The organism is Algoriphagus boseongensis (assembly GCF_004362805.1).
Lineage (GTDB): Bacteria > Bacteroidota > Bacteroidia > Cytophagales > Cyclobacteriaceae > Algoriphagus > Algoriphagus boseongensis.
The window spans coordinates 1053056-1066053 of record NZ_SNYF01000005.1; the positions used below are offsets into that span (position 1 = coordinate 1053056).

The 12998-nt window shown below is 39.9% G+C and carries 16 protein-coding genes; 11 read left to right on the forward strand and 5 right to left on the reverse strand.

All coding sequences use genetic code 11. From position 1 onward, the window contains the following. The first annotated feature begins 153 nt into the window (after window positions 1-153). Both DFQ04_RS04595 and DFQ04_RS04600 read left to right on the forward strand, forming a co-directional pair. The gene (locus DFQ04_RS04595; RefSeq protein WP_133553134.1) at window positions 154-1044 is read left to right on the forward strand and encodes a 3-hydroxybutyryl-CoA dehydrogenase; all 891 of its coding nucleotides are present in this window, start codon (window positions 154-156) and stop codon (window positions 1042-1044) included. 15 nt (window positions 1045-1059) lie between these two features. Beyond that, a complete protein-coding gene (locus DFQ04_RS04600) occupies window positions 1060-1677 on the forward strand; it encodes a deoxynucleoside kinase (protein WP_133553136.1) in 618 nt (205 codons plus the stop codon). A gap of 46 nt (window positions 1678-1723) precedes the next feature. Here the strand turns inward: DFQ04_RS04600 and DFQ04_RS04605 are convergent, their stop codons facing one another. The 3 genes from DFQ04_RS04605 to DFQ04_RS18305 are packed head-to-tail and all read right to left on the reverse strand — an operon-like array spanning window position 1724 to window position 2982. Then, window positions 1724-2368 carry a DUF7255 family protein gene (locus tag DFQ04_RS04605; RefSeq protein ID WP_133553138.1) on the reverse strand — a complete coding sequence of 215 codons (645 nt, stop codon included), beginning with the start codon at window positions 2366-2368 and terminating at the stop codon, window positions 1724-1726. Between the two features lie 3 nt (window positions 2369-2371). Continuing rightward, a complete protein-coding gene (locus DFQ04_RS04610) occupies window positions 2372-2830 on the reverse strand; it encodes a DUF2452 domain-containing protein (RefSeq protein WP_133553140.1) in 459 nt (152 codons plus the stop codon). Further along, window positions 2827-2982, reverse strand: coding sequence for a hypothetical protein (locus tag DFQ04_RS18305; protein WP_166637249.1), 156 nt, complete (start codon window positions 2980-2982; stop codon window positions 2827-2829). The genes DFQ04_RS04610 and DFQ04_RS18305 overlap by 4 nt, the downstream gene beginning before the upstream one ends. Before the next feature lie 157 nt (window positions 2983-3139). Between DFQ04_RS18305 and DFQ04_RS04615 the strand changes: the two genes are divergently transcribed. From DFQ04_RS04615 to ggt, 3 genes are read left to right on the forward strand one after another with little or no spacing between them, the layout of a single operon-like run. Then, the gene (locus DFQ04_RS04615; RefSeq protein WP_133553141.1) at window positions 3140-3475 is read left to right on the forward strand and encodes an Hpt domain-containing protein; all 336 of its coding nucleotides are present in this window, start codon (window positions 3140-3142) and stop codon (window positions 3473-3475) included. 24 nt (window positions 3476-3499) lie between these two features. After that, complete coding sequence (locus DFQ04_RS04620) at window positions 3500-5860, forward strand: S9 family peptidase (RefSeq protein WP_133553143.1); 2361 nt, start codon at window positions 3500-3502, stop codon at window positions 5858-5860. Between the two features lie 2 nt (window positions 5861-5862). After that, window positions 5863-7566 (forward strand): gamma-glutamyltransferase, encoded by a 1704-nt coding sequence (ggt, locus tag DFQ04_RS04625; protein ID WP_133553146.1) that lies wholly within the window; start codon window positions 5863-5865, stop codon window positions 7564-7566. A 42-nt stretch (window positions 7567-7608) separates the two neighbouring features. On the opposite strand, the gene DFQ04_RS04630 is transcribed toward ggt, so the two are convergent. Beyond that, window positions 7609-8199 carry a riboflavin synthase gene (locus tag DFQ04_RS04630; protein WP_133553148.1) on the reverse strand — a complete coding sequence of 197 codons (591 nt, stop codon included), beginning with the start codon at window positions 8197-8199 and terminating at the stop codon, window positions 7609-7611. Window positions 8200-8311: 112 nt separating this feature from the next. Between DFQ04_RS04630 and DFQ04_RS04635 the strand changes: the two genes are divergently transcribed. The 6 genes from DFQ04_RS04635 (at window position 8312) to DFQ04_RS04660 (ending at window position 12548) form a co-directional block, all read left to right on the forward strand. Then, window positions 8312-8968: a protein-L-isoaspartate(D-aspartate) O-methyltransferase gene (locus DFQ04_RS04635; RefSeq protein ID WP_133553150.1), complete on the forward strand. Its 657-nt coding sequence runs from the start codon at window positions 8312-8314 to the stop codon at window positions 8966-8968. Window positions 8969-9085: 117 nt separating this feature from the next. Beyond that, entirely contained in the window at window positions 9086-9613 is a 528-nt protein-coding gene (locus DFQ04_RS04640; protein ID WP_133553152.1) for an acyl-CoA thioesterase, read from the forward strand. Window positions 9614-9704: 91 nt separating this feature from the next. Beyond that, window positions 9705-10289, forward strand: coding sequence for a hypothetical protein (locus tag DFQ04_RS04645; protein ID WP_133553154.1), 585 nt, complete (start codon window positions 9705-9707; stop codon window positions 10287-10289). 6 nt (window positions 10290-10295) lie between these two features. Continuing rightward, window positions 10296-10607: a DUF3817 domain-containing protein gene (locus DFQ04_RS04650; RefSeq protein ID WP_133553157.1), complete on the forward strand. Its 312-nt coding sequence runs from the start codon at window positions 10296-10298 to the stop codon at window positions 10605-10607. A gap of 3 nt (window positions 10608-10610) precedes the next feature. Continuing rightward, window positions 10611-11627, forward strand: a complete 1017-nt coding sequence (locus tag DFQ04_RS04655) for a hypothetical protein (RefSeq protein ID WP_133553159.1) — start codon at window positions 10611-10613, stop codon at window positions 11625-11627. 48 nt (window positions 11628-11675) lie between these two features. After that, a complete protein-coding gene (locus DFQ04_RS04660; RefSeq protein WP_166637250.1) occupies window positions 11676-12548 on the forward strand; it encodes a CorA family divalent cation transporter in 873 nt (290 codons plus the stop codon). Here DFQ04_RS04660 and DFQ04_RS04665 read toward each other — a convergent pair. Further along, window positions 12541-12996 (reverse strand): hypothetical protein, encoded by a 456-nt coding sequence (locus tag DFQ04_RS04665; RefSeq protein WP_133553163.1) that lies wholly within the window; start codon window positions 12994-12996, stop codon window positions 12541-12543. The genes DFQ04_RS04660 and DFQ04_RS04665 overlap by 8 nt on opposite strands. Between the last annotated feature and the right edge of the window lie 2 nt (window positions 12997-12998).

Genomic DNA, 12998 nt, shown 5'->3' on the forward strand with positions numbered 1-12998 from the left:
TCGGAAGTTTCAAAATAACGACAAACAAAGTCAGGAAAGCTGAAGTTGAAATTGGAATTAGAAAGGCTTAGACTTAGTTTTGGCCTATACAAATGGCAGTTTAAGCCAAATTAAACCCAAATAGTAACGTTTTTAACTCGTAATCATTCACTTATGAAATCAATCTCAGTTATAGGATCAGGTACCATGGGAAATGGAATCGCCCACGTTTTTGCACAACATGGATTTCAGGTTTCCCTAGTAGACATCCAAGCAACCCAACTTGAAAAGGCTTTGTCCACCATTTCAAAAAATATGGATCGCCAAGTAGCAAAAGGAAGTTTAACTGAAGAGGATAAGTCAGCAGCTCTTGCGGGGATTTCCACCTTTACCGATATGCAAGAAGGTGTGAAAAATGCAGAATTGGTGGTAGAAGCTGCTACAGAAAATCTTGATTTAAAGCTTGAGATTTTCAAAAAACTGGATCAATTCGCCCCTGCATCGGCAATTTTGGCCACCAATACCTCCTCTATCTCGATTACAAAAATCGCCGCGGTTACCCAAAAACCAGCTCAGGTTATTGGAATGCATTTCATGAACCCAGTGCCCGTAATGAAATTGGTTGAAGTCATAAGAGGATATGCCACATCCAATGAAGTGACGGAACAAATCATGGAGCTTTCCAGAAATCTTTCCAAAGAGCCTGTTGAAGTGAATGACTATCCAGGATTTGTTGCAAACAGAATTCTCATGCCAATGATCAATGAGGCGATTTATAGCTTATTTGAAGGAGTGGCGGGAGTTGCAGAAATCGATACGGTGATGAAATTGGGAATGGCACACCCTATGGGACCATTGCAATTGGCAGATTTCATTGGTTTGGACGTTTGCCTTTCTATTTTAAAAGTCTTGCACGATGGATTCGGAAATCCAAAATATGCACCTTGCCCTCTATTGGTGAATATGGTGACAGCTGGATACAAAGGCGTTAAAACTGGAGAAGGATTTTATCAGTACACTCCGGGAAGCAAAGAATTAGTGGTCGCTCCAAGATTTGCAAAATAAGCTTAAGAAGAAATTATGCATTTAGCTGTTTCAGGAAATATTGGTAGCGGAAAAACTACGCTTACAGAAAAACTAGCCAAACACTATGGCTGGAAGGCTGAATTTGAAGCTGTAGACAACAATCCTTATTTACCTGATTTCTATGAGGATATGAAGAGATGGGCATTTCATCTTCAGGTGTATTTTTTGAATTCCAGATACAACCAAATCCGGACTATTCAGGACAGCAATGAGAATACTATCCAAGATAGAACCATCTACGAAGACGCATACATTTTCGCAGCAAACCTCTACAAAAGCAAACTCCTAACCGAGCGGGATTATTGGAATTATAGAAGTTTGTTTGACTCTATGATTCAGCATGTCAAAGCGCCAGATTTGCTGATTTATCTAAAAGCAGATATTCCGAAGCTGGTCGGTCAAATCGAAAAGCGCGGAAGAACCTATGAGACTGCCATGCGGATAGATTACCTGAAAAATCTTAATCAGCACTATGAAGATTGGATTTCAGGATATAAAGAAGGAAAACTTCTTATCATTGACGTGAATGACTTGGACTTTGTGGAAAGACAAGAAGATTTCGCCTTCGTGGTAGGAAAAATTGAACGGGAAATGTTTGGGCTATTTGCCTGATCATAAAAAATCAAAAAGGTCGAGATTTTAAGATTTCGGCCTTTTTTTATACCAACTTCCTCTGCAACCAATTAAACAAAATTTGTCTCTGCTCCTCTTTTGGATTGACTAAAAGTTGATCCAATCTCTTCAATGAACCTCCAGTCATTAAGGTTTCAAATGGGGAAAGCCTGATCAATTTGTAACCATGAATACGGGTCTGTAAGTCAATTTGGGCATCGTTATAGGCTAGAAGCTTCCATCCTGTTGCTCCATTTCCAGTAAAATCCCCCGATTCGGACGCCTCTCCAAATACATGTTTGGCAACAGGGGGACCGTTCCAAATCCGGGTTTGAAACCCTGCTTTTAGAGCCTCTTTTTCATAAGAGCGACAAAGCCTTTTGTAAGCTTCCGAAAAAGAAAAGTTAAACTCCGAATACATTTCAGATCGAAATGAAGTAAGTCGGTAGCGATTAAAGTGAAGCTCCTCATCCCAAAGGATAAAGTACCGTCCAATCTTAAAATCGAATTTTAACTTTTCAAGAAGTGGCAAAGATCCATTTCCTCCCAAATCCTCGAGAATTTCCTTAAGCCAGCTTTTCCCTTTAGCATCGAGGTATTTGGGTACAATCTCCAATTGAGGCTGCCATTCGTACTCAATCCCACTTTCCTTTAGGATCAAGTCTAGCTGGCGGGTCATCAAATGCTCCATGGCTTAGGTATTTTCCCTTAGGATTTCCCAGGTATGATCCGCCAATAATTTAATTTCTGCGACAAAAAACGCCCAATCTTTTTTTCTACCCCATTCCTCCGGAGCGATCATGCTCAAAAAATCAGATCCATCTTGCTTTTGGTATAAATAATAGATGTGATTGATCAGGGGTTCAAAAGCCACAGAGGCCTGATAGATTCTTTCTGAAACCTCTACCCTTGATTGAATTTTCTTTGCTTGCTCAGCAAGTAATTGCATTTGCTCATAAATCTGAGACAATTGCATATCCGTCTGGCTATGCATAGCAGCCACGGCACGACCGGTAATTTTACCTTTATCTTCAGGCTTAATTATCGCACTTCCGGAATGGTGGGCATAGGGAAGCGTACCCGGATTTTCGGTAGTTTTTTCCTTCATCAGCTCTAAGTCGAGCTTGTCCACATCTATCTTTTTGCCTGTCATTTGCTTGATTCTACTTCTGTGGAGATTCTTTCTTTGAGATTTCCTTTAGATCCAGGAAAGGTTGTTCGGCTGGAAATATCGTACCCGATGTACAATACAATCAGCATAAAGATGACAAAGAGAATCAAGAATAGTTTTTTGTTCTTCTGCATGGTACTCGCCTTATGGCTACAAAATTAACACTTGAGATTTTTTTATGTTCATTTAATTCTCAAGAATAGAAATCATGCTTTTTCAAAATTGTTTTTAAATTTAGCGAAGACGAGAAGAAACAGAATTTTTATCACCTACACACATTTTAACCCGACTATGTATCAACTCATCAGCGAGCAGTCCATTTATCAGTATTTTGGGGACGATGATCCAGAAATGATCCGGGAAATGATCCAAATCATTCTAGAAACCAATATCAAAGACCTGAAAGAGTTGAACACCTTCTATGATTCGGGAGATTTTGTTTCTATCAAAAAGAGATGCCATAAAGCCAAACCAAGTATGAGCTATATCGGCGCGCTCAAAACAAGAAAAACCCTGGAAGAAATCGAGGAAAACCTCGAATCCTCCAAAGGATTGAATCAATCCCTTCAAGATCAATTAGGGATCATCGAAACGGAGCTGAATAAATTTCTCTCCGCAATCAAGTAAAAACCAAAACTCAAATTGAAACCAATGCAGCGGAAATTATTCCTTCTGCCGATTATGCTTTGCTATTTGGCACCAGCGCAGGCGCAAACTCCTTTATCTGTTGACTACATCATGAGGGATCCCAAATGGATGGGGACTTTTCCTTCCTCTCCCATTTGGAGTGAGGATAGTAAAACTGTCTTTTTTAATTATAACCTTGAAAATGATCCATCCGATTCCTTGTATAAAATTGTTTTAGCTAATCCTGAATTGATTTCAAAAGTCCATTGGGCAGAGCAAAAAACCTTGAGAAAAGAGCAGGAAGCTTATAATGCTGATCTATCCCTGAAAATCTATCGAGTAAAAAACGAAGTCTTTTTGGAAGATAAAAAGAAAGGCAGTATTTCTCTTTTTGAATGGCATGAGCCTGTGAGCAACCTCCAATTCCTTTCTGATGAGAATTTGATATCTTTCAATTCAGGAGGAAATATTTTTGTTTTTGACCGTACATCAAAGAGAATCTCAAAAGTTACTTCAATCAATTCGGGAACAAAACCAGCCAATGGTTCAGGAGTTTCTACAGAATCCAATCCAGGATTTTTGGAAGCTGAAAATCTAGCCTTACTCCAAGTAGTCAGAGAAAGAAAAGATGCTCAAACTCAAACCAGAGCCTATAGAGATGCAATCAGGGAAAGAGCTACCGATTTTGTGTACTACACAGGAGGAAAAAACCTTTCCAATCTCCAATTAAGTCCTGATGGCAGTTTTGCAACTTTTTCAATCTTCACCCCTGCAACCAATAAAAACACAAAAGTACCTGACTACACAGCGGCATCCGGCTATACAGAAGATCTTAATGCAAGGCCAAAAGTGGGAACCAATCCCGCCAAAGTCGAAATTGGAATCTATGACTTAACTCGAGATACGGTCTATTTTGTCAATGTAAGTTCCTTGCCAGGAATTAAGGATTTGCCTGATTATGTGAAGGATTACCCAGAGAAAACCTGGGAAGAAAAAGAAAGAAGTGTCCTACTTTCTGGACCCTACTTTTCACCTGATGGAAAAAAGGCTGTCGTTCAGGGTCGTTCCAATGACAATAAAGATCGGTGGATTGCGGAAGTGGATTTGACAACTGGAAATTTAAAAAACCTCGATAGACAACGGGACGAAGCTTGGATTGGTGGCCCTGGAGTGAGTGGATTTGGAGGAACATTTGGCTGGTTACCGGATAATAAGCACATCTATTTCCAATCTGAGGAAAGCGGGTATTCTCATTTATACTTATTAGATGTGACTACTGAAGAGAAAAAAGCCCTTACTTCTGGTACCTATGAGGTCTTTTCTCCTTTCCTATCTAAGGATAAAAAGCACTGGTACCTGACTACTTCAGAGGTTGATCCTGGGGAAAGACATTTTTACAAAATGCCTGTCTTGGGAGGAAAAATGGAAAAATTGACTTCCATGACCGGAAACAATGAAGTAACACTTTCTCCGGATGAAAAGTATTTAGCAATCATCTATTCCTACAGCAACAAACCTGCTGAACTCTATATCCAAGAAAACAAAGTAGGCGCACAAGCCAAGCAATTAACCTCAGGTCAGAGCGAGGAATTCAAGGCTTATGCCTGGAAGGATCCTCAAATTGTCCGATTCCCTGCACAAGATGGCGCTCAAGTTCCGGCAAGACTTTATCTACCAGAAGCTTCTAAGAAAAATGGAGCCGCGGTGATTTTTGTTCATGGCGCAGGCTATCTCCAGAATGTCCACAAGTGGTGGAGCAGCTATTTCCGGGAATATATGTTCCATAATTTATTGACTGACCTGGGATATACGGTTTTGGATATAGACTATAGAGCTTCGGCTGGCTACGGAAGGGATTGGAGAACAGGAATCTATAGACATATGGGAGGAAAAGACCTTTCCGATCAGGTTGATGGCGCTAAATATCTCGTTTCCCAGCATGGAGTTGATGCTGATCGAATTGGTATTTATGGGGGAAGTTATGGCGGCTTTATCACCCTAATGGCTCTTTTCAACCATGGAGACGTTTTCAAATCAGGTGCAGCCTTGCGCTCAGTTACCGATTGGGCGCATTACAATCATGGATATACTTCAAATATTCTAAATACCCCTGAGGAAGACCCGATTGCCTACAGACGTTCCTCCCCAATTTATTTTGCTGAAGGTTTGAAAGGAAATCTCCTCATAGCCCATGGAATGCTAGACGTCAATGTACATTTTCAGGATGTCGTTCGATTAGCCCAGCGATTGATTGAATTGAAAAAAGACAATTGGGAAATGGCAGTTTATCCAGTTGAAGATCATGGGTTTGTGGAGCCAAGTTCCTGGGCAGACGAATACAAGCGTATCTTGAAGCTTTTCAACACCACCCTACTTGAAGAATAAAAATGAAAAAACTTAGCACGACATATTTACTAATCTCTTTAGGTTTTCTTCTTTTCTCATGTGAGAAAAAAGAAGCGCCTAGAGTAATTCAAAGAGGGCTGATTGCAGAAAAAGCCATGGTGGTTTCTGCACGTGAAGAAGCCTCAAAAATCGGATTGGAAATCATCCAAAAAGGAGGAAATGCCTTTGATGCCATGATGGCTACCGAGATGGCTTTAGCGGTTTCCTATCCATTTGCAGGGAATTTGGGAGGAGGAGGATTTATGGTCTATCGCTTGGCAGATGGCAGCACTGGCTCCTTGGATTATAGGGAAAAAGCTCCTCTTGCCGCTTCAAAAGATATGTATTTGGATGAAAACGGAGAGTTTTTAAACCAATTAAGCACCAAGGGTGCCTTAGCTTCAGGAGTACCAGGCACAGTTGCAGGAGTATTTGAAGCTCAGGCAAAATTTGGAAAACTTTCTCCAGCAGAAATCCTTCAACCCGTAATTGATTTGGCTAAAAACGGATTTGTTGTTACTCCAAATCAAGCCACTAGGCTTGAAAGAGTAAGGCAGGTGGTCGTCGAAGTCAACGGTGAGGAAACTTTCTTCAATCAAGAAATAAAATCTGGAGATACTCTAAAAATCCCTGTTTTGGCAGCTACACTTGAACGAATCGCCAAAAATGGAAGAGATGAATTTTACAAAGGCGAAACAGCCAAAATTCTGGCTAAGCATATGCTGGCCAAAGGTGGAATCATAACTGAAGAGGACCTTGCTAATTATCAGGCAGTTTGGAGAGATCCGATCGTTTTTCCTTACCGAGGTTTTAAAATTATCTCCATGGCTCCTCCTAGTTCTGGGGGAATCACTTTGGCACAAATTCTTAAGATGATTGAACCATTTGATTTGAAGTCATTTGGCCACCATTCTCCAGAATATATCCAGGTTTTGGTCGAGGCGGAAAGAAGAGCTTATGCAGATAGGAATTATTTTTTGGGCGATCCTGATTTTGTAAATATTCCTGTTGATCAATTACTTGACTCAGAATATCTAAAGTCAAGGATGGAGAATTTCTCCATAGAAAAAGCCACCAAATCCGAAGATATTGCTGAGGGGAAAATCCAGTTTTCAGAAAGTATGGAAACTACCCATTATTCTATTGTTGACGCAGAAGGTAATGCTATCTCCGTGACCACTACCCTGAATGGAGGTTATGGCTCCAAATTGTTTATTGATGAATTAGGCTTTTTCATGAACAATGAAATGGATGATTTCAGCGCCAAACCAGGAACTCCAAACATGTTTGGACTGATCGGTGCGGAGGCAAACAGCATAGCACCGGGCAAAAGAATGCTCAGTTCCATGACTCCAACTATCGTTGAAAAAGACGGTAAGCTCTGGATGGTGGTAGGCACTCCGGGAGGATCTACAATTATCACTTCTGTTTTGCAGACGATATTGAATGTGGCAGAATTTGACATGGGAATGCAGGAAGCTGTGAATGCGCCCAGATTCCACCATCAATGGCTTCCTGACTTGGTTAATTTCGAGCCGGATTCTTTTGATTCCACCATTATTTCAACCCTAAAATCAAGGGGATACCTAATCAATGAAGGAAACAGTCCGGTTATTGGAAAGGTGGATGCAATTTTGGTGTTGCCGGATGGAAAATTAGAAGGTGGCGCTGACCGAAGAGGTGACGATAAGGCGGTTGGGTTTTAAAATCCCATAGAAAGTCTTATCTAAAAAATAAAAGGGCTATTCTTACGAGTAGCCCTTTATTATTCTTGCGATATATTTTCCAATGATATCAAATTCCAAATTGACCAAATCCCCTACTTCCAACTGGTGAAAATTAGTATGCTCATAGGTATAAGGTATGATGGCCACGGAGAACTTCCCCGGACCGCTATTAAAACAGGTTAGACTGGTTCCATTGATAGTAATCGAGCCTTTTTCCACTGTTACATTTCCGGTATTCGGATCAAATTCAAAATCAAAAATCCAGGAACCATCTTGGTCTGAGATCTTTTTTACGACTCCGGTTTGATCCACATGTCCCTGCACAATATGTCCATCAAATCGTCCATTAGCAGGCATGCATCTTTCCAGATTTACTTTCTTGCCCTCTTTCCAAGTGGAAAGATTCGTCTTTTGGATAGTTTCCTGAATTGCCGTTACCCTGTAGAATTCTGGAGATGTCTGGACAACAGTAAGACAAACTCCATCATGAGCCAAGGATTGATCGATTTTAAGCTCGTGGGCTATAGTTGAAGAAAGATCAAAATGAAAATTAGATCCCTCTTGGGTGATTTTTTGGATAGTTCCAAAGGATTCGATGATACCGGTGAACATCTGTTGATTTTTAAAATTCAATGTTTCAAGGAATAAGCAAAAATTGCCTTTTTCGGTTTCAAAGTAAGCGAAATATTACTTTATCTTCGAAAGTCAAACCCATCAACCAAGCATGCTTAAACTCGAAGACACCTATCTCCACAAAGGAAAAAGGCGCGCATTAGTTCAGGAAATCAAGGCAAAAGGAATTAAAAGCGAACGGGTTTTGGATGCCATTAATACCTTACCCAGACATTTCTTTTTCGATACAGCATTGATTTCTCATGCCTATGAGGACAAAGCATTCCCTATCGGTGAAGGCCAGACGATATCCCAACCCTATACCGTAGCCTTCCAAACAGAACTTTTAGAGATCAAACCAGGAAATAAAGTTTTGGAAATTGGAACAGGTTCTGGATACCAAGCTTCCATTCTTCATCTTTTAGGAGCTGAGGTATTTACAATTGAGTATCAGAAAAAGCTTTTCGAAAAGACCCAGCGTTTCTTGGCAAGACTTGGGATTCAAATGCATCTGTTCTATGGAGACGGAACAGGAGGCTTGCCACAATATGCCCCTTTTGACAAAATCATTGTAACTGCAGGTGCGCCTGTTGTCCCAGAAGCGCTGATCCAACAATTAAAGATTGGAGGGATCTTGGTCATTCCTGTTGGTGATCGAAAGAGGCAGACCATGGTAAAAATCACCAAAAAATCTTCAAAAGAAGTTATAAGAGAAGAATTTGAAGGATTTGCTTTTGTACCCCTTTTGGGAAAAGATGGTTGGAGATGAGAGAAAGCTGAAAGTTAAAGTCCAGTTTTAACACATGAATTAGAATAATATTCTGATCATCCAATTATCGACTACCAAAACAAAATATTATTCTTATTTTTGTTGAAATTCTTTTTTATGGCTAAGAAAAAATTTGCGAGAGAATCAGTTACCATCATGACCGAGATGGTACTTCCCAACGATACCAATACCTTGAATAACTTAATGGGGGGACGTTTGATGCATTGGATGGATATTGTAGCGGCAATTTCAGCTCAAAAACATAGCAATCGGATTGTGGTAACTGCATCTGCAGATAGCATCTCCTTCAAGCAGCCCATCAACTTAGGTAATGTCGTCACTTTAAAAGCGCAGGTCACTCGTTCGTTTAATTCTTCTATGGAGGTTTATATCGAAGTGACGGCTGAAGATATTCCTGCAAGCAAAAAACTGACAACGCATCGTGCTTTTTTCACTTTCGTGGCGGTAGATCAAAACGGGAGACCTATCGAAATTCCTGAGTTGATTCCAGAAACTGCTGAAGAGAAAGAGCTTTATGAAGGCGCCTTAAGAAGACGTCAATTGCGCTTGGTTTTGGCAAAACGAATGAAACCTGAAGATGCTCAAGAACTCAAATCGATTTTTAATTTGGACCAACCGAGTTGAAACTAAGAAGGAAAGCAAAAAAGCTTTCCTTTTTGCTTTTTAAATCAAATTCAAACTTTGCCTTCCGGCATTTTTTAGGCAATTTCCCAGCATGAACACAGAGAATCTTGAACAACTTAGCCAGTTCCTCCAAGAAGAAATTTATTTGATTCCGGAAGACAGGGAAAAAGTTTTACAGGAAATAAAGGCCACTCCCAAGGCCAAACCCATTCAAAATCAAATTCAGGCAGTTGAGAATTCTACGGAAGTGAGTTCAAGCATGGTAGAGGAATCATTTTCTCAAATTGAACCCGATCCGATTCCTGTAAAAGGAAACTTTTCTAAAGGAATTCTCTTGGTACATGAGGAATCAGAACTTAATTCTGACTTGATGGATATGCTAGTCAAAATGATCAATGCTTGTGGGCATTCCATGTCAGAAATTGGGTTGGTCTCTTCAGAATCCTTGGAAAACAGAACAATGGATGAGTTTTTGGCTTTGAATGCTCACATTGTGCTGAAGTTTGGAAGAATCAAACATCTTATCAACGCCCTTCCGGCTCATCCCTATGAAGTTTTTTCTGAAGATGAAACCGAATACCTGTTTGCGGATTCTTTATCCATGATAGCTGAGGACAAGAAACTCAAAAGGGATCTTTGGCAAGCCCTTCAAAAATTATTCAAATTAACTACCTAAGAGCAAATGAACGCCGAACAAATCAAGTGGGCTAAACGATTTAAGTGGATCAGTCTGATCGAGGGAATGTCCTTCCTAATCTTGCTTTTTATTGCAATGCCTTTAAAATACATCATGGATATGCCACTTGCCGTGACTTATGTGGGCTGGGCTCATGGGTTGCTGTTTATTCTTTATATCTACACCGTTTTTCCTACTGCCAGTAAATTGAAATGGGAATTTGGAAGAACATTTTTCGCCTTGCTAGCATCCATCTTGCCATTTGGTCCTTTTATTTTCGATAGAAATCTGAGGAAAAACCAACATGTAAAATTGTAAATCATGGCCTTGATCAGTAAGAAAAAGCTCATCTACCCTATTTCTGCGGGACTGAGAAAATACCTGATCAAATATGGACGGGAAGTGGATATTCCCATTCATTACCATGAACTTTTGCGGTACTCCAATTCTATTGCCCTATACGATTCTAAAGATCAAGATACGCTTTGGGAGACTGTTTTCTATGACCAAAGTGATCGGGAAGAAATTCACCTGAATGTCAAAAAAATCTACGCCTTGCTCAAAGCTGGTGGAGATATGTCTGTGATGAATCACTTGTACATTGACCGGATTGACCTGTGTATTTATGGAAATACTCAGCCATTTCGAGTGAGAATCGTGAATCGTATCAACGATAACTTCGATTATTTCTATATCAAAAATGCGGATGCCTCGAGGGTTTATGGATTAGAATTGGAGGATTTACTTTCTCCAAATCGAATAAGCTACTTGGTTCACAAGAATACCCTAATTGAGGAACATATTGCTGGAATTCCAGGCGATAAGTTCATGAGGCAATTTGAGGCCGATCCTAACCTCAATCCCATTCGTTTGGCTAAAGAGTTTGTAAAATTCAATGAGCGCTGCTTTGTACGGCTTTTGGGAGATATGCATTCGTCCAATTTTGTGGTGGACGTTACCCCAGATTTCGAAGAAACCCATTATCGTATTCGTGCTATAGATTTTGACCAGCAATCCTATGAAGGGAAAAAGTCGATCTACCTTCCGCAATATTTCAAAGAAAATAATGGCCTGATCAAGCTGGGAATGGAATATATCACTCCAGAATCCATGCGTCAATACCAACGTGAGGAAAGAGCCCTGATCGCAACCCGCCTTAAATCCTCTCATAAAGAGATCGAAGATATTCTTCACACCATGGAAAAGGACAGGATAGCTCCAGCCGAAAATGTGAACTCCTTGAAGCAGGAATTAGCCAAGCATTACAAAAATCAAAAGTTTTTGGATTGCAAAAACATGGGTGAAATTCTAAGAACTAGTTTGGAGCAAGTTCTGTAAATCCAACCAAAACCCTTATTTTAGAAAATAAGCCAAAGCACTATGGGAATGAACGTCCGAAAATTCCAAACTTTTGAATGGGTCGATTATGAGAATCCAAAAAAATCAGAATTGGCTGAATTAATCAAACCATTTGGAATCGACTACCATGTTTTGGAGGATACTTTGCAGGTGGGCCACCTGCCCAAAATCGAAAAGCTAAACAACCTTAATTTTATAATCTTACGAGCTTATTCGGTAAGCCCTGAAAAGCAGTCTTCCACTATCTCCGATCTTACCAATAAAATTGGCTTTTTCTACAACGATTCCACTTTGATTACCATTCACCAAAAAGGGTTTAAATTTTTGGAAAACATAGGTGATGACATTGAAGATCCAGAGTCCTTGATGATCAAGATTGTGGAAAGAATGTTGGAGACGTATGAAAAACCTACAGAGTGGCTATCTGACTTGATGGATAAATTTGAAAAAGACGTATTTCTCCACAAGCTCCAGAAGTTTTCTGTTCATGACCTATATTATGGGAAAGCCAAAGCTAGGGTATGTAAAAAACTTCTTCTCTTAACCCAAACCGTTTTGAATCAGGTTCAGGTACATCCGGATAATGTTACCAAGCTTCAAGATGAAAAGGAAACTCTTTACAATCTGATTCACCAACTGGATGAATTTTTGGAAGATGCCAATTCCCTTCTCAATATTTACATATCTACCACTTCCCAAAAAACTAATGAAGTGATGAAGTTGCTGACCATTTTCTCAGCATTCTTCTTACCGCTAACTTTTATTGTAGGAGTTTATGGAATGAATTTCCAGCATATGCCTGAACTCAGTAACCCATATGGATATTACTATACCATTTTGACCATGATTTTGATCTCGGTCTTAATTTTTGTTTGGTTTAAAAGGAAAAGGATTATTTAAAATCCAGCAGTTTGCCTTCTTTTTTGATTTGGTTGTCTTTTGCTGCTCCAATTGCAATTCCCAAAGACAGTCCAATAGGAATCCCGATTCCAATGAATGCAAAATTCTTTAGGATTGCTGAAAATGCTACGCCAAAAGGAATCCCAAACGCTGCCATTCCTATTCCCATCCATAGTGTTTGGAAATGCTGTGGAGAATACAAACCCGCTTGGGTGTTTAGATCTTTTAGAAAAGCAGAAAAAGTTGAATTTACTTGTTTTGATAATGCCTTGTCCTCGGCAGATATACTTCTCAATTCCTCGAATTTACCATTCCATTTTGCTACCAAATCCTCGCGTACATCATGCTGATTTGCAGCTGAAATTAGCTGATTAAGCTTTTCGACTTCCTTTAAAGTCTTTTGTCCAAGTTTAGAAAGAAAGGATTCGGGGAATTGAGAAATTTTCATCT